Raw genomic sequence first — 20,019 nt, 5'->3', positions numbered from 1 at the left:
AGTGCTGGCGATAGCTTCCCCGCATGGTTATATGGAGCCTGATCGAGGTATCCATGCGCTTTTCCAACGCCTTCCTAGACGAGATTCGCGACCGCGTCTCCATTTCCGACGTGATCGGCAAGCGCGTGACCTGGGATCGCCGCAAGACCAATGTGTCGCGCGGCGACTATTGGGCCTGCTGCCCGTTCCATGGCGAAAAGTCGCCGAGCTTCCACTGCGAGGACCGCAAGGGCCGCTACCATTGTTTCGGCTGCGGCGTCTCCGGCGACCATTTCCGCTTCCTCACCGATCTCGACGGGCTGTCCTTCCCCGAGGCCGTGCAGCAGATCGCGGATCTCGCGGGCGTCGCCATGCCCCAGCCGGACCGCGAGGCCGAGCAGAAGGAGAAGGAGCGCACCGGGCTCGTCGAGGTCATGGAAATGGCGGCGCGCTTCTTCGAGGAGCAACTCCAGACGCCGGCCGGCGCCAAGGCGCGCGCCTATCTGCGCGACCGCGGGCTGACGGGCCGCACCATCGAGACCTTCCGGCTCGGCTATGCGCCGGAAAGCCGCAATGCGCTGAAGGGGTACCTGGCCGGCAAGGGTGTGCCGAAAGAGGCGATCGAGGCCTGCGGCCTCGTCGTGCACGGGCCGGACATTCCCGTATCCTACGACCGTTTCCGCGATCGCATCATGTTCCCCATCCTCTCCGTGCGCGAAAAGGTCATCGCCTTCGGCGGCCGCGCCATGTCGCCGGATGCCCAGGCGAAATACCTCAATTCCAACGAGACTGATCTCTTCCACAAGGGCAGCGTGCTCTACAATCACGCCCGCGCCCGAAAGGGCGCTCAAGGGGTTGACGGCGCCGGCACGATCATCGCCGTCGAAGGGTATATGGATGTGATCGCGCTCTACCAGGCGGGCATCGAAAATGCCGTGGCGCCGCTCGGCACGGCGCTGACCGAAAACCAGCTCGACCTCTTGTGGAAGATGACGCCGGAACCGGTGCTGTGCTTCGACGGCGATGGTGCCGGCATTCGCGCGGCAAACCGCGCCGCCGAACTCGCGCTGCCCTTCATCAAGCCGGAGCGCACCATACGCTTCGCGCTGCTGCCCGACGGCAAGGACCCGGACGACCTGGTGCGCAATGAGGGCCGCGCGCCCTTCGACAAGGTGATGGCCGCCGCCCGCCCGCTTGCCGAGATGATCTGGAGCCGGGAGGTGCAGGGTGCCTCCTTCGAGACGCCGGAAAGCCGCGCGGCGCTCGAAGCGCGCCTGCGCCAGGTGACGGCCGCGATCGTCGACGAGGACGTGCGGCGCCACTACCAGCAGAACATGCGCGACCGGCTGAACGCCTTCTTCCGCCCCGCCCAGCAGCGGCAGGGCGGCGGCAACTTTTCCGGCAACCGGCAGGGCAGGGGCGGCCGCAATGCGCCGCAGGGCAACGCGGTCTCCTCCGGCATATCGGATCGGCTGGCGCGCTCGTCGCTGGTGCGCGGCGGCGAGGGGCTGCCGCCCTTGCGCGAAAGCGTGCTGGCGCTCACCGTCGTCAACCATCCCGGCCTGTTCTTCAGCGATTACGACGAGATCGCCATCATCGAATACGAGCACCGCGACCTGCAACGGCTCTGGTCGTCGCTGCTCGGCATTGCCGGCGCCGTCGGTGCACGGCTTGCGCGCGACCGGCTGATCGAGGAGCTGGAGGCCGCCGGTTTCGACGCGCTGCTCAAGGGCCTCGACCAGCAGGTCCGCAACTCCCGCCTCTGGACCGCGACGGCGGAGGCCGCCGCCGAGGACGCCCGCGAAGGTTTTCTCCAGGCGCTCGCGCTGCACAAGCGCACCCGCGCACTGCTCTGGCAGCGCCGCGAACTGGAGCGGGAACTCGCCGTCTCGACCGAAGAGGGCGACGGCGAACGCGTGCCGCAAATCCTGCGCGCCCTTCAGGAGGTGCAGATGGAGACGATGCGCATGGAAAACCAGGAAGCCATCATCGAGGGTTTTGGCGTGTTGTCCGGTCGGGTGAAGGGGCCGGCGGGGAAGTAGGGGCGGCTCTGTGATGCTGGCGCAGGCGAACCCGGCCTGCCGGAGAAACCCGCAGAGGACGGCGCCCAACAGGGCGAAGGTCATGGAGAAGGCCATCGCATTTTCTCCCCTCTTTCAATTTATTTGCAACTTAGCCTTGAAATCAGAACAAATCAAGAACATTGTGTGCTAAGGCAAAAGCTGCGGGTCGCGCGGTTGCCGATGGTGGCGCACTTGGCCAGAATGGAGGAAGGAAGGTACCATCGATGACCCAGACCAAATCGTCCCGTTCTCTCTCCGTATTGTTCGACGTGCCGTCGGCGAGCCCACTCGACGTGCTGAAGCGCGTCTACGGCTACGACGCCTTCCGCGGCAAGCAGCAGGCGGTGGTGGAGCATGTGACGGGCGGCGGCGATGCGGTCGTGCTGTTTCCGACGGGGGCCGGCAAATCGCTGTGCTTCCAGATCCCGGCGCTCTGCCGCGAGGGTGTCGGCATCGTCATCTCGCCGCTGATCGCGCTGATGCGCGACCAGGTGGAGGCGCTGAAGCAGCTTGGCGTCAACGCGGCGGCGCTCAATTCCTCACTGACGCGCGACGAGTTCTTTGCCGTGCGCGATGCGATGCGCGCGGGCACGCTCGACCTGCTCTATGTCACGCCGGAGCGCATCGTCACGGACGGGTTCGCCGAGTTGGTGGCCGATGCCCGCATCGCGCTCTTCGCCATCGACGAGGCGCATTGCGTGTCGCAATGGGGGCACGATTTCCGGCCGGAATACCGCACGCTCGGCATGCTCGGCGCGCGTTATCCCGGCGTGCCGCGCATCGCGCTGACGGCGACCGCCGACCCGCACACCCGCGGCGATATCATCGAGCGGCTCGGCTTGCAGGACGCCGAGGTTTTCACCACCAGCTTCGACCGGCCGAACATTTCCTACGAAATCGCCGAGCGCGACCAGGCGCGCCAGCAGCTGTTGCGTTTCCTGGGGCGCCATCAGGGCGAGAGCGGCATCGTCTACTGCCTGTCGCGGGCCAAGGTGGAGGACACCGCCGAATGGCTGAACACGCAGGGGGTTCGCGCGCTGCCCTATCATGCGGGCTTCGACCGCGCGGTGCGCGATGCCAACCAGGATGCCTTCCTGAAGGAGGAAAATCTCTGCCTTGTCGCGACCGTCGCCTTCGGCATGGGCATCGACAAGCCCGATGTGCGCTACGTCGCCCATCTCGACTTGCCGGGGTCGGTGGAGGCCTATTACCAGGAGACCGGGCGCGCCGGGCGTGACGGCCTGCCGTCGGATGCGTGGATGGCCTATGGCATGGCCGACGTCGTGCAGCGCCGCAAGATGATCGACGAGGGCAATGCGGCCGACGAGATCAAACGCATCGAGCACGCCAAGCTGATGGCGCTGCTGGCCATTTGCGAGACGGCGGGCTGCCGGCGCAAGGCGATCCTGGCGCATTTCGGCGAGCCGCATGCCGGCCAGTGCGGTAATTGCGACACCTGCCGCAACCCGGTCGAGACCTGGGACGGTACAGAGGCCGCCATCAAGGCGCTCGCCGCCGTCTACCGCACCGGCGAGCGTTTTGGCGCGGCGCATGTGATCGACGTGCTGATGGGGTCGGTCAACGAGAAGACCGAGCGGTTCGGCCATACCGAAATGCCGGTCTTCGGTGCGGGCAAGGATATCGCGCCGCGCATCTGGCAATCGATCTTCCGGCAATTGCTCGCCTCCGGCCTGATCAGTGTCGACCATGCGGCCTATGGCGCGCTGAAGCTGGAGGAGGAGGCGCGCGCCGTCTTCCGCCGCGAGCGGGAGGTGTTTTTCCGCAAGGACCGGCCGCAGGCGGGCCGCAAGGGCAAGGCCGGCGGCTCGCCCGCCGCCCGGGAGCGCTCCAACCTTGCCGGCTCGGACCGCGCGCTTTTCGAGCTTCTGCGCGCCGAGCGCCTCGCCATTGCCAAGGACCTCGACGTGCCGCCCTATGTCGTCTTCCCGGACACGACGCTGATCGCGCTCGCCAAGGAGCGCCCAGGCGACCGCGAGGAGCTTCTGGATATTCCCGGCATCGGCGTCTCGAAACGCGACCGGTTCGGCGATGCCTTCCTGGCCGTCATCGAGGAGTTTGCCGGCTAGTTTTTTTCAAGAGCCTGTCGGAACGTTGGTGGCTCGTTCGTCCTTGCTGTAGGTCATCAAGGAGGACGTTACGATGAAGGTCACGCAGCATCTCTGGTTCGAGAAGGACATGGAGGCCGCCATCGGCTTCTATACGTCGCTGATCCCGGGCTCTTCGGTTCACTGGATTTCGCCGCTGCTCGCCGAAACGCCGAGCGGCCCGCCCGGCAGCGTCAAGATCGCGAGCTTCACGCTGGGCGACCAGCGCTACATGGCGATCGAGGCCGGACCGCTCGATCCGTTCAACCACAGCTTTTCCATCATGGTCGAATGCGAGACGCAGGGCGATCTGGACCGGCTGTGGGACGCGCTGAAGGAGGGCGGCTCGGTGGAGCAATGCGGCTGGCTGAAGGACCGCTGGGGCCTCTCCTGGCAGATCGCCCCGGCGCGGCTCGGCGAACTGATGAGCGACCCGGATCAGGCGAAGGTCAAGCGCGTCACCGAGGCGATGCTACAGATGGTGAAGCTCGACATCGCCACTCTGGAGGCTGCCGCTGCGGCGCGGTGATTGATCGCTGCTTAGCGTTCGTCGAGGGGCGCCTTTACATCCTGACCGTCATGCCGCCGTCCACCACCAGCACGTGGCCGTTGACGAAGGAGGCGGCGTCGCTGGCGAGGAAAAGGGCGGCGCCGGCGATTTCGTCGGCGCGGGCCCAGCGCTGGACGGGGATGCGCTGGCGCACGAAGGGCATCAGGTCCTCGTCGGCGGCGAGCGCGGCATTGGTTTCCGTGGCGAACCAGCCGGGCGCGATGGCGTTGCTGGTGATGCCGTGCGGGCCGTATTCGACGGCCATGCTGCGCATCAGGCCGGTCAGGCCCTGTTTTGCGGCGGGGTAGATGCCGTCGTTCGGCATGGCGACATGGCCGCCGATCGAGGTGACGGAAATCAGGCGGCCGTGGTCGTGGCGTTTCATCAGCGCTGCGGCGTCGCGGGCGAGGCTGGCGGCGGCGAGAAGATCGGCGCGGATCAACTCGTCGATCGCCTCGTCGTCCATTTCGGAGAGCGGCCGGCGGTCGCGGGCGCCGACATTGTTGACGAGCACGTCGAGCCGGCCGTGCGCCCGGTCGATGGCCGCAAGCGTCTCGCGCTGGGCGGCGCGGTCGGCGATGTCGAAGGCGCTCGCCGACGCGCCGCCGCCTGCTTCGGTGATCGCGGCGACGGCCGCCTCCAGCGTCGCGGCCGTCCGGCCGGTCAGCACGACATGGGCGCCCGCCTCCGCGAGCGCCTTGGCGATCTCGAAGCCGAGGCCGCGGGCGGCACCCGTCACCAGCGCCACGCGGCCCTTCTGGGAAAACCTGTCCAGTATCGTCATCGTCGCCCCCATTTTGGCCGTTACCGGACAGGCGCAGCCCGGTTCTGTCAACCCCTTCCGTCAACCCGGGCACGGCTTTGCCTGCCGGGAAAAAACGGCTATGCCCTGCCGGAAAAGGACGTTTGCCATGGCCCAGAACATCTACGATCAGCCCGCCTTTTTTGAAGGCTACAGCAACCTTCCGCGCTCGGTTCACGGCTTGGCGGGGGCGGCGGAGTGGGGCTCGGTGCGCGCGCTGCTGCCCGATCTCAAGGGCCGGCGCATCGTCGATCTCGGCTGCGGCTTCGGCTGGTTTGCCCGGCATGCCGCCGCGGAAGGGGCGGAAAGCGTGCTCGGGCTCGATCTTTCGGAAAACATGATCGCGCGCGCCCGGGCGGAAACCACGTCGCCGGCCGTGCGCTACGAGATCGCCGATCTCGACCGGCTCGACTTGCCGCAGGGCGCCTTCGACTTCGCCTATTCGTCGCTCGCCTTCCACTATGTCGCGGATTTCGACCGGCTGGTGCGCACGGTCCATGCAGCCCTCACGCCGGGCGCGTCCTTCGTCTTCACCATCGAACACCCGATCTACATGGCGCCATCCGCGCCGGACTGGGCGGAGATCGGCGGCCGAACGGTCTGGCCGGTCGATGGCTACCTCGTCGAAGGCCCGCGCACGACGGACTGGCTCGCCAAGGGCGTCGTCAAACATCACCGCACGCTCGGCACGACGCTGAACGCGCTGATCGCGGCGGGCTTCACGATCCGCCATGTTGAGGAGTGGCGGCCGAGTGCGGCACAGCTCGCCGAGCATCCGGAATGGCAGGTGGAGATGAACCGGCCGATGTTCCTGCTGATCGCCTGCGAGCGCGATTGAAAACAGCGAAAGGGCGGCGGGAGCCCTTTACGCGGCTTGCGGCTGCGCTAGAACTATTCCCGTGGATATCGTCGGCATCACGATCAAAAAGACAGGCCGGCGTCAAATTGCAAGTGGAGCCGAGACCATGGGAAAACTGAAATTGCCGCTCGACGGTTCCTGCCGCTGCGGGCGTGTCAAGATCCGTGTCAGCGCGCCGCCGCTCATCGCCATGGCCTGTCATTGCACGGGCTGCCAGCGCATGTCGGGCAGCGCCTATTCGCTGAGCGCGGCGATCCCGACTGCGGCTTTTGCCGTCGTCGAGGGCGAGCCGGTCGTCGCCGGTGCAAGCCCCGAGGCCGGCCATCATTTCTGCCCGGATTGCATGACATGGATGTTCACGCGGCCGCAGGGGCTCGATTTCTCCGTCAATGTGCGCCCGACCATGCTCGACGATGTGAGCTGGTACAGCCCCTTCGTCGAGACCTATACGAGTGAAAAGCTCGCCTGGGCGACGACGCCCGCCAGGCACAGCTATGAAAAATTCCCCCCGATGGAGGATTTTGAACCGCTGATGGCCGGTTATGCCGCGAGCATCGCCTGAGCCGCTCCTTTCTCAAAGCCGTGAGTGCGTGCCCATGACCTCCGCCTTCATCGCCCATCTGCAATCCGAAATCGCCGGCCTCAAGGCCGGCGGCCTCTACAAGGCCGAGCGGGTCATCACCTCCAAGCAGGCCGGCGAGATCACCGTGACCTCCGGCGAGCGCGTGCTGAATTTCTGCGCCAACAACTATCTCGGCCTCGCCGACAATGCGGAACTGGCGGAGGCCGGCAAGGCGGCGCTCGACCGCTACGGCTACGGCATGGCCTCGGTGCGCTTCATCTGCGGCACGCAGGAGGAGCACAAGCAGCTCGAGGCGCGCATCTCTGCCTTCCTCCGGCTCGAAGACACGATCCTCTATTCCTCCTGCTTCGATGCGAATGGCGGGCTGTTCGAGACGCTGCTTTCCGAGGAAGACGCCATCATCTCGGACGCGCTGAACCACGCCTCGATCATCGACGGCGTGCGGCTCTCCAAGGCGAAACGCTTCCGGTATGCCAACAACGACATGGCAGCCTTGGAAGAGGAACTGAAGAAGGCGGAAGGCGCACGCTTCAAGCTGATCGCCACCGACGGCGTCTTCTCGATGGACGGCATCATCGCCAATCTCGGCGGCGTCTGCGATCTCGCGGAAAAATACGGCGCCATGGTCATGGTGGACGACAGCCATGCGGTCGGCTTCGTCGGTAAACATGGCCGCGGCTCGGCGGAACATTGCGGCGTCGAGGGCCGCGTCGATATCATCACCGGCACGCTCGGCAAGGCGCTGGGCGGGGCTTCCGGCGGCTATACGTCGGGCAAGCGCGAGGTGGTGGAGTGGCTGCGCCAGCGCTCACGGCCCTATCTCTTCTCCAACACGCTCGCGCCCGTCATCGCGAGCGCCTCGCTGAAAGTCTTCGACCTCATCGACAATGGCGATGCGCTTCGCCAGCGGCTTTATGCCAATGCCGATCTCTTCCGCAGCGAGATGACGAAGCTCGGCTTCACGCTTGCGGGCGAGGGGCATGCGATCATTCCGGTCATGCTGGGCGATGCGGCACTCGCACAGGAGATGGCGTCCCGCATGCTGGCGAAGGGGGTCTATGTCATCGGCTTTTCCTTCCCCGTCGTGCCGCGCGGCCAGGCGCGCATCCGCACCCAGATGTCGGCGGCGCATAGCGAGGCGGACGTTCGCAAGGCGATCGCCGTCTTCGCCGACGTCGGGCGCGAGTTGGGTGTGATTTAAAGAATCCTCTGAATCCCTTGCGGAGATTTCGTCATGTCGAACATGATGCGTGCGCTGGTTAAAGCAAAACCTGAAGTCGGCCTCTGGATGGAGACTGTGCCGGTGCCGGAGGTCGGGCCGAACGACGTGCTGATCCGGGTCAAGAAGTCGGCGATCTGCGGCACGGACGTGCATATCTGGAACTGGGACCACTGGGCCCAGAAGACCATTCCGGTGCCCATGGTGGTCGGCCATGAATTCGTCGGCGAGATCGCCGAGATCGGTTCGTCCGTCACGAAATATCATGTCGGCGAGCGGGTGTCAGGCGAGGGACATATCGTCTGCGGCAAGTGCCGCAACTGCCGCGCCGGGCGCGGGCATCTGTGCCACTATACCAAGGGCGTCGGCGTCAACCGGCCGGGCTCCTTCGGCGAGTTCGTCTGCATTCCCGAGTACAATGTCGTGCCGATCCCGGACGACGTGCCGGACGAGGTGGCGGCGATCTTCGATCCGTTCGGCAATGCGGTGCACACGGCGCTTTCCTTCGATCTGGTGGGCGAGGACGTGCTGGTGACCGGCGCCGGCCCGATCGGCATCATGGGTGCGATGGTCGCGAAACGCTCCGGCGCAAGAAAGGTCGTGATCACCGATATCAATCCCGTACGGCTCGATCTCGCGCGAAAAGTCGGCATCGACTACGTGGTCGATGCCTCCAGCCAGGATCTGGCGCAGGTGATGGCCGAGATCGGCATGACGGAGGGCTTCGACGTCGGCCTCGAAATGTCCGGCGCGCCGCCGGCCTTCCGCTCGATGATCGATACGATGAACAATGGCGGCAAGATCGCCATCCTCGGCATCGCGCCGGACGGCTTCGGCATCGACTGGAACAAGGTGATCTTCAAGATGCTGACGCTGAAGGGCATCTATGGCCGCGAGATGTTCGAAACCTGGTACAAGATGATCGCCTTCGTGCAGGGCGGACTGGATCTCTCGCCGATCATCACCCACCGCATCAAGATCGACGCGTTCCGGGACGGTTTCGAGGCGATGCGCTCGGGCAATTCCGGGAAGGTCGTGATGGACTGGCATTAAGAGGGAGTTTTGGCGTGAAATACGAGGGAAGCTGCCATCGCAGTGCCATCGCCTTCGAGGTGGAGGGCGAATTCGATGCCGGGCTCGACTACAACATTGTGGCGATCGATCTTGAGACACTGCGTATCACCAAGGTGGCTGGGGGGTCGTTTTGAAACCCTGGCTTGCGAATCGCTATGGGAAACGCGCGGAGGCGCTGGGATTGCGGCTCTTGTCTTTTCGGGATTTGTGCCTACATGAAGGCACAATCGCCCGGATCCGCCGACATTCCTGTCCGCGAGCCCGAATCGTAAGCTTTTGCGGGTTTTTTGCCGGAAAAGCTTGACGGAACCGAAAATTCTGGGAATCACCATTGTTGGCTGAGAAGGAATGGGTACGGCGGATCGGGAAGGCATGTCAATTGTGTTGCCTCGGCAACACGTCCACAGTCCCGCGGGCCGGGATGTGGTTAATCGGGATTTAATTGTCAATCCGTTAGGTCAGGGACGCCGTGAGGCGATTGCGCATGCCGAAGGGCGATCGGCTGCGGAAACCCTGACCGCTTGAAAACTGGATGCTCAGGAAAGCGACGAAATAAATGGCGACAAAGGTCAAAGAGAACGAGGAAGTCGAAAACGAACGCGAAGGCGCATCCGACGGCCCACTTCTCGATCTTTCCGATGATGCAGTCAAGAAGATGATCAAGGCCGCCAAGAAGCGCGGCTATGTCACCATGGACGAGCTGAATTCGGTTCTGCCCTCCGAGGAAGTGACCTCGGAGCAGATCGAGGACACGATGGCCATGCTCTCCGACATGGGCATCAACGTCATCGAAGACGAGGAAGCCGAAGAGGAAAAGCAGGGCGGCGACGACGAGGCGAGCGACGACGACAACGAAAGCGAGGGCGGCGAGATCGCCTCTTCGAGCGGCACCGCGCTTGCGACCGCCAAGAAGAAGGAGCCGACCGACCGCACGGACGACCCGGTGCGCATGTATCTGCGCGAAATGGGTTCCGTCGAGCTGTTGTCGCGCGAGGGCGAAATCGCCATCGCCAAGCGCATCGAAGCCGGCCGCGAGACGATGATCGCCGGCCTCTGTGAGAGCCCGCTGACGTTCCAGGCCATCATCATCTGGCGGGATGAACTCAACGAAGGCCAGACGCTGCTGCGCGAGATCATCGACCTCGAGACGACCTATTCCGGTCCTGAGGCGAAGGCTGCCCCGCAGTTCCAGTCGCCTGAGAAGATCGAGGCGGACCGCAAGGCTGCCGAAGAGAAGGAACGCAATCGCAAGCCGCGTGCTGCCAACGACGACGACATCACCAATGTCGGCGGCGACAGCATGCCGCAGGAGGAGGAGGAAGAGGACGACGACGAGTCGAACCTTTCGCTCGCCGCCATGGAAGCGGAACTGCGCCCGCAGGTCATGGAGACGCTCGACACGATCGCCGAGACCTACAAGAAGCTGCGCAAGTTGCAGGACCAGCAGGTGGAAGCCCGCCTGCAGGCGACCGGCACGCTGTCGCCCGCCCAGGAGCGCCGCTACAAGGAGCTCAAGGACGAGCTGATCACGGCCGTCAAGTCGCTGTCGCTGAACCAGAACCGCGTCGACAGCCTCGTCGAGCAGCTCTACGACATCAACAAGCGCCTCGTGCAGAACGAGGGCCGCCTGTTGCGCCTGGCCGAAAGCTACGGCGTCAAGCGCGATTCGTTCCTGGAACAGTATTCCGGTGCGGAACTCGATCCGAACTGGATGAAGTCGATCGCCAACCTGGCCGCCCGCGGCTGGAAGGAATTCGCGAAAAGCGAAAACACGACGATCCGCGACATCCGCCAGGAAATCCAGAACCTCGCCACCGAGACCGGCATTTCCATCTCGGAATTCCGCCGCATCGTGCACATGGTGCAGAAGGGCGAGCGCGAGGCGCGCATCGCCAAGAAGGAGATGGTGGAAGCCAACCTCCGTCTCGTGATCTCGATCGCCAAGAAGTACACGAACCGTGGCCTTCAGTTCCTCGATCTCATTCAGGAGGGCAATATCGGCCTGATGAAGGCGGTCGACAAGTTCGAGTATCGCCGCGGCTACAAGTTTTCCACCTACGCGACGTGGTGGATCCGGCAGGCGATCACCCGTTCGATCGCCGACCAGGCCCGCACGATCCGCATTCCGGTGCACATGATCGAGACGATCAACAAGATCGTGCGCACCTCGCGCCAGATGCTGCACGAGATCGGCCGCGAGCCGACCCCGGAAGAATTGGCCGAGAAGCTCGCCATGCCGCTCGAAAAGGTCCGCAAGGTCCTGAAGATCGCCAAGGAGCCGATCTCGCTCGAAACCCCGGTGGGTGACGAAGAGGATTCGCATCTCGGCGATTTCATCGAGGACAAGAACGCGCTGCTGCCGATCGACGCCGCCATCCAGGCGAACCTGCGCGAGACGACGACCCGCGTGCTGGCCTCGCTGACGCCGCGCGAAGAGCGCGTGCTGCGCATGCGCTTCGGCATCGGCATGAACACCGACCACACGCTGGAAGAGGTCGGGCAGCAGTTCAACGTCACGCGCGAGCGCATCCGGCAGATCGAGGCGAAGGCGCTGCGCAAGCTGAAGCACCCCTCGCGGTCGCGGAAGCTGCGCTCCTTCCTGGACAATTGAGATGTCCAGCGCGGCCGTGATGCGCGAGCCTGTCACGCGCGTCGCGGTGGATGTCACCTTCCTGCGGATGGACGCGCCGCCGGCCGACCGCGCGCCGGCACTGCCGGATGGCGCCGGCGTGCTGCGCCTGGCGCGCTGTTCCGTGCCGTTCTACCGCTACCTCTACGACACGGTGGGCCGCGACTGGCTGTGGTGGCTGCGGCGCACCGTGCCGGACGATGAGATCGCGGCGCTGCTGGCGCGGCCGGATGTCTCGATCCATGTGCTCTACCAGGGCGGCGAGCCGGCGGGGTTCTACGAGCTGGAGCGGCGCGGCGGCGATGCGGGGATCAATCTCTCCTATTTCGGGCTGATGCCGCATGCGATCGGCGCCGGGCTGGGGCGGGCGCTGCTGCGGCATGCGGTGGATGCCGGCTGGGCGGAGAAGCCGCGCGCGGTGACGGTGAACACCTGCACGGCGGACCATCCGCGCGCGCTGCCGAACTACATCGCCGCGGGGTTCCGGGTGCTGCGCACCGTGCGGGAAGTGTGGCCGGTGCCGAACCGGCTGGGGCTGCGGATCCCGGAGCGGCTGCGGGTGTGATGGGCGGTCCCCGCGTTACCCCACCAGCACCGCCCGCACGTCGTTGACGTTCGTCAGGGTCGGGCCGGTCACCAGCAGGTCGCCCAGCGCGTCGAACACCCCGTAGCTGTCATGCGCGGCGAGCATCGCGCGCGGGTCGAGCCCGGCGGCGCGGGCCCGCGCCAGCGTGTCCGGCCCGCAGACGGCGCCGGCCGCGTCCGACTTTCCGTCGATTCCATCACTGTCCGCGCAGAGCGCCCAGATGCCGGGCGTGCCCTCCAGCGCGAGTGACAGGCCGAGCAGGCATTCCGTGCTGCGCCCGCCACGGCCTGTCGCGCCGGAGGCGCGCGGGCTGGGTTCGCTGGCGGGCAGCGTCACCGTGGTCTCGCCGCCCGAGAGGATGACGCAGGGCGCGCGCAGCGGATGGCCGTGCAGCGCCGCGCTGCGCGCGATGCCGGCCAGCACCTTGCCCAACTCCTTGGCCTCGCCCTCCAGCGCATCGCCCAGGGTCAGCGGCGTAAGGCCCATGTCGCGTGCAGCCGCCGCCATCGCTTGCAGCGCCATCAGCGGCGTCGCGATCATGCGCAGCGCCGCGCCGGCGAGGCGCGGATCGCCGGGCTTGGGTGATTCGTCCTGGCCTTCCGTCAGGTGCCGTTGGACGCCCTCGGGCAGCGTCATGCGGTAATGCGCGACCAGCGCGCGCGCCTCGGCGAAGGTGGTCGGATCCGCCACGGTCGGGCCGCTGGCAATCACCGCCGGGTCGTCGCCCGGCACGTCGGAGATCGCCAGCGTCAGCACCCGTGCCGGATGCGCCGCCGCGGCGAGCCGCCCGCCGGAGAAGGCGCTCAGGTGCTTGCGGATGCAGTTCATCTCGCCGATCGCCGCGCCGGAGCGGAGCAATTCCCGGTTCACGGCGATCATCTCGTCCAGCGTCAGCCCGGGTGCCGGCAGCGTCGACAGCGCCGAGCCACCGCCCGAGACGAGGAACAGCACGAGGTCCTCCGGCGTCAGCCCGCGCACCGCGTCGAGCATCGCCCGTGCCGCCGCGGCGCCGCTCGCATCCGGCACCGGATGGCTGCCGAAGCGCACCGCGATGCGCCGCTGCGTTGGCGGGACGGGCAGGTCGGCGCCGTAGGTGGTGACCACCAGGCCGGAGAGCGGCACATCCGGCCAGGCGGCCTCCACCGCGGCGGCCATCTTCGCCGCCGCCTTGCCGCAGCCGACCACCACCACCCGGCCGCGCGCGGGCGGGGGCGGCAGGTGCGGCGCCAGGCAGGTGAGCGGGTCGGCGGCGGCCAGCGCCGCATCGAAAAGCCGCCGCAGGGCCGCGCGCGCGGTTGCATCCGTCCAGGCCATGCCGATCCTCCTGCGGCCGACTATGGCGAAGCCGGCCCGGATGGGCCATCTAGCCGGTGCAGGAGGACCGAAGAATGCCCGTGCCCGAAATGGATCAGGCCACCCGGACGGAGCTGGAAGCCGCCGCCTTCCGCCGCCTGGTGCAGCATCTGCGCGAGCGGAGCGACGTGCAGAACATCGACATGATGAACCTCGCCGGCTTCTGCCGGAACTGCCTCAGCCGCTGGTACCGCGAGGCCGCGGTGGAGCATGGCGTGGCCATCGCCGATCCCGAGGCACGCGAGATCGTCTATGGCATGCCCTACAAGGAATGGCAGGCGAAGCATCAGCAGGAAGCGACCGCGGAGCAGAAGGCTAAATTCGCCAAGGCCAATCCCGGGCATTGATCGCAAACTCCGCTGATCGCCGTGCCAGCAGCGGGACGGTCTCAAACGGTCTTCGCGAACGGAGCGAGGCATTGAACAAGCCGCCCAGGCGTGGCACGACCCGCGCCTTTCGAGTGGGGGACCAGCGGGTGAGCGATACGGACGACCTTCAGGACGCCAAGGCCAGCCGCGACCGCCAGGTTGCCGACCCGGACCCCGCGGTGGGCGGCATCGCCGTGGACCGGCTGCGCTCGATCATCGAGCGCGTCGAGCGGCTGGAGGAGGAGCGCAAGGCGCTCGCTGGCGACATCAAGGACATCTTCGCGGAAGCGAAATCCGCCGGCTTCGACGTGAAGGTGATCCGCCAGATCATCTCCATCCGCCGGAAGGAGCCCGCCGAGGTGGAGGAGCAGGAGACGCTGCTCGACCTCTATCGCCGTGCGCTCGGCATGTGATGGAGCGCGCCGCCGACTATCCGCGTCCGCCGCGTCTGGAACGCAGCGCGCGGCGCGTGCGCGTGGTGCTCGGCGGCGAGACGATCGTGGACACCACCGCGGCCTGGCGGGTGCTGGAGACCACCCACCCGCCGAGCTGGTACATCCCGCCGGAGGCCTTCGCGCCCGGCAGCCTGGTGCCCGCCGCGGGCAGCAGCTTCTGCGAGTGGAAGGGCAGGGCGCGCTACTTCGACCTGGTCGCCGGCGGCCGGCGCGCCGAGCGCGCGGCCTGGGCCTATCCCGATCCCACCCCCGCCTTCGCGCCCATCGCCGGCCATGTCGCGCTCTATGCCGGCCGCGTCGATGCCTGCTTCGTGGCTGAGGAGCGCGTCACGCCGCAGCCCGGCGGCTTCTACGGCGGCTGGATCACGGCCGAGGTCGAAGGGCCGTTCAAGGGCGCGCCCGGCACCGAAGGCTGGTAGCGCGCGGCCACCTCTCCGGAGAGACGAGATGTTCTACGACCCGCGCGAGGGCCACGGCCTGCCGCACGACCCGATGAAGGCGATCGTCGCGCCGCGGCCGATCGGCTGGATGTCCACGCTGGACGAGCAGGGGCGGCCGAACCTGGCGCCCTACAGCTTCACCAACATGGTGCAGACGCGCCCGCCGATGATGGTGTTCGGCAGCGACGGGCTGAAGCACAGCGCGCAGAACGCGATCGCGACCGGAGAATTCGTGTTCAACCTCGTCACCCGCGAATTGTTCGACGCGATGAACGCCAGTTCCGACACGCTGGCCGAAGGCGAGAACGAGTTCCTGCATGCCGGGCTGGAGATGGCGCCCTGCCGGCTGGTGAAGCCGCCGCGCGTCGCCGCCAGCCCCGCCGCGCTCGAATGCAAGGTCGTGCAGTGGGGCGAGCTGCGCGACGTGGAGGGCAAGGAAACCAACGGCTTCTTCGTCATCGGCCAGGTGATCGGCGTGCACATCGCCGATGCCGCGCTGCGCGATGGCCGCTTCGACATGCTCGCCGCCGGCACCGTCGCGCGCTGCGGCTATCGCGACTACACGCAGGTGACGGCGCTGTTCTCCGCGCTACGCCCGACCGATCGCGGCGCCTACCTGCCGGGCCAGCGCGACCGCTGACGAGGGCGTGAGGGCGGTTGCGCGCCCGGCGCGGCTCGCGTTAGCTGCCAGGCATGCGGATCGCCGTGTTCAGCGCCAAGCCCTATGATCGTCGCTTCCTGGAGGCGGCTGCGCGGGGCACACACGACTTCACCTGGATCGAGGCGCGGCTCGATCCGTCCACGGCGCGGCTGGCCGAGGGCAGCGACGCGGCGTGCCTGTTCGTCAACGACCGCGCCGACGCCGCCGCGCTGGAGGTGCTGGCCGCCGGCGGGGTGAAGCTGCTGGCGCTGCGCTCGGCGGGCTTCAACCATGTTGACCTTGTCGCGGCGCAGCGCCTCGGCCTCGCGATCGGGCGCGTGCCGGCCTATTCGCCGGAAGCGGTGGCGGAACACGCGGTGGCGCTGATCCTGACGCTCAACCGCAACATCCATCGTGCCTACAACCGTGTGCGCGAAGGCAATTTCGCACTCGACGGGCTGCTCGGCTTCGACCTGCACGGGCGCACGGTGGGGATCGTCGGCACCGGGCAGATCGGCACGGCCTTCGCGCGCATCTTGCGGGGCTTCGGCTGCCGCCTGCTCGGCCACGACCCGCAGGAGAACGCGGACTGCATCGCGCTCGGCCTGGCGTATCGGCCGCTCGAGGAGCTGCTGGCGGAGGCCGACATCGTCAGCGTGCATTGTCCCCTCACGCCCGCCACGCGGCACCTGATGGATGCCGCGCGGCTGGGCTGCATGAGGCCGGGCGCGATGCTGATCAACACCAGCCGCGGTGCGATCCTCGACACCGCGGCGGTGATCCGCGCGCTGAAATCCGGCCGGCTCGGCCATCTCGGGCTCGACGTGTACGAGGAGGAGGAGAAGCTGTTCTTCGAGGACCTCTCCGGCACCGTCATCGCCGACGACGTCTTCGCGCGCCTGCTGACCTTCCCGAATGTGCTGATCACCGGCCATCAAGGCTTCTTTACCGAGGAGGCAATGCGCGCCATCGCCGATACGACGCTCGCGAATGTCGCGCGCTTCGCGGAGATGGGGCAGCCGCTGCATCCGGTGGCCTGAGCTGCAACTGCGGTGCTCACGGCGATCTGCACTTCCTGTTGTCGTGGGGGGCTTCTCGGCGAACGTTCCGTATCCAAGGATCGCAACAGGCCCCGCGCAGGCGCAGGGCAGCAGATGGGAGAGAACCATGTCCAACAGGCCGATCCCTTTCGGTGTCACGAGCCTGGCGCGGCTCGCCGCCGCGCTCGCCATCGCGGCGTCCCTGTCGGCTGGCGAGGCGAAGGCGCAGGGCGTCCAGCTCGTGGATGCCACCGACCCCCAACGGCTTGCGCAGATCTTCCAGGCGAACGGCTTCCAGGCATCCGTGGCCCGTGACAGTCGTGGCGATCCGATGATCCGCTCGGCCGCCGAGGGGGTGAGCTTCGTGATCTCCTTCTACGGCTGCCGCGAGAACGCCAATTGCCGGTCGATCCAGTACACGGTGTCGTTCCGGATGGAAAAGCCGCCGACCCTGGATGAGATCAACCGGTTCAACCAGACCCGCTCTCTGGGAGAGGCGTCGCTGACGAGTGCCGGCCTGCCGCGCCTGAGCTATTTCATGACGCTGGAAGGCGGCGTGAGCGAGGCGAACTTCCTCCATGCCTTCGGGCTGTGGCGCAGCGTGCTCAGCGCCTTCGTCAGGCATATCGGCTTCCGCGCGGGATAGGCCGGCGCCCGCGTGGCGTTTCGGGCGCCTCGCCTTGCGCCGTGCGTCAGGGCTGAATACCGTGGCCACAACTGCGGCCGGCAAGGCGAGCAGAGAGGGAGCAAGGCGCCATGACCACCATCACAAGGACCACCCGCCGCGGAGTCCTGGCCGCGGGGCTCGGCCTGCCGCTGATCGCGCCGGGGCTGGCGCGCGCGCAGGGCGGATGGCCTGGCGAGCGGCCGATCCAGATCATCGTGCCCTTCCCGCCCGGTGGCGGCACCGATGTCAACCTTCGCGCCATGACGAGCCATTTCGAGCGGCACCTGCCCGGCGCGCGCTTCGTTGTGGTGAACCGGCCCGGCGCCGGCGCCGAGATCGGCTACACCGCCGCCGCAACCGCCGCACCGGATGGCTACACCATCGGCACCGTCATCACGCCGAGCCTGCAGACCATCACCATCGAGCGTCAGCCGCGCTACACGCTGGACGGCTTCTTCTATCTCGGCACCATCGTCGCCGACCCGAGCGGCTTCCACGTTGCGCCGAACAGCGAATTGCGCAGCGTGGCGGATCTGGTCGCCGCGGCGAAGGCGCGCCCCGGTGCGATCTCGGTCGGCACCGCCGGCATCGGCTCCGACGACCACCTGCTGATCGTCGAGCTGGAGAATGCCGCCGGCATCCGGCTGAACCACATCCCCTTCGCCGGACAGGCGCCCACGGTGAACGCGCTGATCGGCGGGCACATCCAGGTCGCCTCGATGAACATGGGCGAGAGCGTCGCGCTGATCCGCGACGGCCAGGTGCGGCCGCTGGCCACGGCCGGCCAGCAGCGCTTCGCCATGACGCCGGCCGTGCCGACCTTCGCGGAGGGTGGCTACCCGCTGACCACCGGCGTGGTGCGCAGCCTCGTCGTGCCCGCCGCCACGCCGGAGCCGATCCGCACGCGGCTCGCCGCGATGGTGGCGGCGACGATGAACGACCCCGTCTGGATCGCCGAGGCCGAACGCCTGTTCATCCCGCTGCACTACATGGGCCCGGCGGAGACGCGCGCGCTGGTGATGCGCGAGGCGGCGCGGCTGCGCGAGGTCTGGCAGCAGCGCCCCTGGCGGGACAGCTGAGGCGCCATGCCACGCCTCGTTGACCTCTCCACCCCCGTTCGCACCGGGCATTTCCGCTGGAAGGTGGAGCGGCGGCTGGCCAAGGGCCACGAGACGGGGGAGGGCCAGGCCACCTGGGCCGGCTGGAACGTGCATGCCTTCACCCACATGGACAGCCCGCGCCATGTGGATCCCGAGGGCTTCACCACCGATGCGGTCACGCCGGAGATGACGGTCGGGCCGGGTGCGGTGCTGGACGTCTCCGACGTGCCCGCCAACAGCCCGATCGAAGTGGCACGCCTGCAGGCGGCGGGCGAGCATCTGCGCCCCGGCGACTTCGCGCTGATCCGCACGCGGTGGGATGAGCGCGCCAGCATCGACACGCCGGAGTTCTGGCTGCATGCGCCCTGGATGACGGCGGAGGGCGCGATCTGGCTGCGCGAGCGCGGCATCAAGGCGGTCGGCTTCGACTTCCCGCAGGACCACTGCATCCGCTTCTTCCTGACCGGGGAGAAGCGCCCGCCGCTGCCCGAGCACGTGACGCATTACCACCTGCTGGCGCGCGGCGTGATCATGTTCGAGTACCTCTGCAACATGGGCGCGCTGCGCCAGCCTCGGAATCAGGTGATCGGCCTGCCGATCCGCATTCCGGACTCCGACGGCGCGCCCGCGCGCGTCATCGCGATGGAGGAGGAGGCGTGAGCCGGCTCGCCGGGCGCACCGCGCTGGTCACCGGTGGCGGGGCGGGCATAGGCGCGGGCATCTGCGAGCGGCTGGCGGCCGAAGGCGCGCCGGTGCTGGTGGCCGACATCAGCCTCGAAGGCGCCACGCGCGTCGCCGAGGGCATCAACGCGGCGGGCGGGCAGGCGCTGCCCTTCCGCATGGACGTGACCTCCGAGGCCGATGCCGCCGCGGCGGTCGCGGAGGCGGAGGCGCGCTTCGGGCGGCTGCGCATCGCCATCTGCAATGCCGGCATCACCGACCGCATCCCGGTGCTGGAGATGAAGCTCGCGCAGTTCGAGCGCATCCTGCGCACCAACCTGGTCGGCTGCTTCCTCACCGCGCAGGCCGCCGCGCGGGCGATGGCGCAGGGCGGGGAGGCGGAGCGCGGCGGGCGCATCGTCACCGTCTCCTCCGTCTCCGGCCAGTTCGGCGGCACCGGGCGCGCCGCCTATGGCGCCAGCAAGGGCGGCATCGAGACGCTGACCAAGGTGCTGGCGGTGGAGCTCGCGCCGCTCGGCATCATCGTGAACGGCGTCGCACCCGGCCCGACGCAGATCGCCCGCACCGCCCACGGGCCGCGGCAGCGCGCCGCCTTCCTCGACCGCATGGCGGTGAAGCGCTACGGCACGCCGGCCGACGTTGCCGGCGCGGTCGCCTTTCTGTGCGGCGAGGACGGCGCCTTCGTCGCCGGGCACATCCTCAACGTCGATGGCGGCTTCGCCACGGCGGGGGTGATGTACGATCCGGCCGAGGGCGCCTAGAACATCTTCCGGCAGGTCGCGCGGGCCCCCACCCCGACCCTCCCCCGCATGCGGGGGAGGGAGGG

General features: G+C 67.5%; 21 protein-coding genes. 19 read left to right on the top strand and 2 right to left on the bottom strand.

Annotated features, from left to right (window positions below):
• The first annotated feature begins 53 nt into the window (after positions 1-53).
• From dnaG to VGN93_RS16700, 3 genes are all read left to right on the top strand, one after another.
• Positions 54-2,021, top strand: a complete 1,968-nt coding sequence (dnaG, locus tag VGN93_RS16710; protein WP_327508336.1) for a DNA primase — start codon at positions 54-56, stop codon at positions 2,019-2,021.
• A gap of 245 nt (positions 2,022-2,266) precedes the next feature.
• Positions 2,267-4,129 (top strand): DNA helicase RecQ, encoded by a 1,863-nt coding sequence (gene recQ / locus VGN93_RS16705; RefSeq protein WP_327508335.1) that lies wholly within the window; start codon positions 2,267-2,269, stop codon positions 4,127-4,129.
• A gap of 73 nt (positions 4,130-4,202) precedes the next feature.
• Entirely contained in the window at positions 4,203-4,676 is a 474-nt protein-coding gene (locus VGN93_RS16700; protein ID WP_319322595.1) for a VOC family protein, read from the top strand.
• 34 nt (positions 4,677-4,710) lie between these two features.
• On the opposite strand, the gene VGN93_RS16695 is transcribed toward VGN93_RS16700, so the two are convergent.
• Positions 4,711-5,481, bottom strand: coding sequence for an SDR family oxidoreductase (locus VGN93_RS16695; protein ID WP_327508334.1), 771 nt, complete (start codon positions 5,479-5,481; stop codon positions 4,711-4,713).
• A 127-nt stretch (positions 5,482-5,608) separates the two neighbouring features.
• Between VGN93_RS16695 and VGN93_RS16690 the strand changes: the two genes are divergently transcribed.
• The 7 genes from VGN93_RS16690 to VGN93_RS16660 all read left to right on the top strand — a co-directional run bounded on the left by VGN93_RS16690 (position 5,609) and on the right by VGN93_RS16660 (position 12,428).
• Complete coding sequence (locus VGN93_RS16690) at positions 5,609-6,337, top strand: class I SAM-dependent methyltransferase (protein WP_327508333.1); 729 nt, start codon at positions 5,609-5,611, stop codon at positions 6,335-6,337.
• A 127-nt stretch (positions 6,338-6,464) separates the two neighbouring features.
• Entirely contained in the window at positions 6,465-6,920 is a 456-nt protein-coding gene (locus VGN93_RS16685; protein WP_327508332.1) for a GFA family protein, read from the top strand.
• A 34-nt stretch (positions 6,921-6,954) separates the two neighbouring features.
• Positions 6,955-8,142: a glycine C-acetyltransferase gene (locus VGN93_RS16680; RefSeq protein WP_327508331.1), complete on the top strand. Its 1,188-nt coding sequence runs from the start codon at positions 6,955-6,957 to the stop codon at positions 8,140-8,142.
• 33 nt (positions 8,143-8,175) lie between these two features.
• Positions 8,176-9,213, top strand: a complete 1,038-nt coding sequence (tdh, locus tag VGN93_RS16675; protein WP_319322590.1) for an L-threonine 3-dehydrogenase — start codon at positions 8,176-8,178, stop codon at positions 9,211-9,213.
• 14 nt (positions 9,214-9,227) lie between these two features.
• Complete coding sequence (locus VGN93_RS16670; protein WP_319322589.1) at positions 9,228-9,368, top strand: hypothetical protein; 141 nt, start codon at positions 9,228-9,230, stop codon at positions 9,366-9,368.
• Positions 9,369-9,790: 422 nt separating this feature from the next.
• Entirely contained in the window at positions 9,791-11,845 is a 2,055-nt protein-coding gene (gene rpoD, locus VGN93_RS16665) for an RNA polymerase sigma factor RpoD (RefSeq protein WP_327508330.1), read from the top strand.
• A 1-nt stretch (position 11,846) separates the two neighbouring features.
• On the top strand, positions 11,847-12,428 hold the full coding sequence (locus tag VGN93_RS16660) for a GNAT family N-acetyltransferase (protein WP_327508329.1): 582 nt from the start codon (positions 11,847-11,849) through the stop codon (positions 12,426-12,428).
• A gap of 15 nt (positions 12,429-12,443) precedes the next feature.
• On the opposite strand, the gene VGN93_RS16655 is transcribed toward VGN93_RS16660, so the two are convergent.
• On the bottom strand, positions 12,444-13,763 hold the full coding sequence (locus VGN93_RS16655; RefSeq protein WP_327508328.1) for a glycerate kinase: 1,320 nt from the start codon (positions 13,761-13,763) through the stop codon (positions 12,444-12,446).
• A gap of 89 nt (positions 13,764-13,852) precedes the next feature.
• Here VGN93_RS16655 and VGN93_RS16650 point away from each other — a divergent pair, with 89 nt between their 5' ends.
• The 9 genes from VGN93_RS16650 to VGN93_RS16610 all read left to right on the top strand — a co-directional run bounded on the left by VGN93_RS16650 (position 13,853) and on the right by VGN93_RS16610 (position 19,954).
• On the top strand, positions 13,853-14,149 hold the full coding sequence (locus VGN93_RS16650) for a DUF1244 domain-containing protein (RefSeq protein WP_327508895.1): 297 nt from the start codon (positions 13,853-13,855) through the stop codon (positions 14,147-14,149).
• Positions 14,150-14,349: 200 nt separating this feature from the next.
• The gene (locus tag VGN93_RS16645; protein WP_327508894.1) at positions 14,350-14,583 is read left to right on the top strand and encodes a DUF2312 domain-containing protein; all 234 of its coding nucleotides are present in this window, start codon (positions 14,350-14,352) and stop codon (positions 14,581-14,583) included.
• The gene (locus tag VGN93_RS16640) at positions 14,583-15,044 is read left to right on the top strand and encodes a DUF427 domain-containing protein (RefSeq protein ID WP_327508327.1); all 462 of its coding nucleotides are present in this window, start codon (positions 14,583-14,585) and stop codon (positions 15,042-15,044) included. The genes VGN93_RS16645 and VGN93_RS16640 overlap by 1 nt, the downstream gene beginning before the upstream one ends.
• 28 nt (positions 15,045-15,072) lie before the next feature.
• Entirely contained in the window at positions 15,073-15,705 is a 633-nt protein-coding gene (locus tag VGN93_RS16635) for a flavin reductase family protein (RefSeq protein ID WP_327508326.1), read from the top strand.
• A 53-nt stretch (positions 15,706-15,758) separates the two neighbouring features.
• On the top strand, positions 15,759-16,745 hold the full coding sequence (locus tag VGN93_RS16630) for a 2-hydroxyacid dehydrogenase (RefSeq protein ID WP_327508325.1): 987 nt from the start codon (positions 15,759-15,761) through the stop codon (positions 16,743-16,745).
• Positions 16,746-16,872: 127 nt separating this feature from the next.
• Complete coding sequence (locus VGN93_RS16625) at positions 16,873-17,391, top strand: YbjN domain-containing protein (protein ID WP_327508324.1); 519 nt, start codon at positions 16,873-16,875, stop codon at positions 17,389-17,391.
• A 110-nt stretch (positions 17,392-17,501) separates the two neighbouring features.
• On the top strand, positions 17,502-18,491 hold the full coding sequence (locus VGN93_RS16620; RefSeq protein ID WP_327508323.1) for a tripartite tricarboxylate transporter substrate binding protein: 990 nt from the start codon (positions 17,502-17,504) through the stop codon (positions 18,489-18,491).
• A 6-nt stretch (positions 18,492-18,497) separates the two neighbouring features.
• Entirely contained in the window at positions 18,498-19,172 is a 675-nt protein-coding gene (locus VGN93_RS16615) for a cyclase family protein (RefSeq protein ID WP_327508322.1), read from the top strand.
• Complete coding sequence (locus VGN93_RS16610) at positions 19,169-19,954, top strand: glucose 1-dehydrogenase (protein ID WP_327508321.1); 786 nt, start codon at positions 19,169-19,171, stop codon at positions 19,952-19,954. The genes VGN93_RS16615 and VGN93_RS16610 overlap by 4 nt, the downstream gene beginning before the upstream one ends.
• The last annotated feature ends 65 nt before the right edge of the window (positions 19,955-20,019 follow it).

It is taken from the genome of Shinella sp. (genome assembly GCF_035998705.1).
In the GTDB taxonomy this organism is placed as follows: domain Bacteria; phylum Pseudomonadota; class Alphaproteobacteria; order Rhizobiales; family Rhizobiaceae; genus Shinella.
The sequence above is the reverse complement of the archived record's forward strand: the minus strand, read 5'-3'. Positions and strand labels throughout refer to the sequence as shown.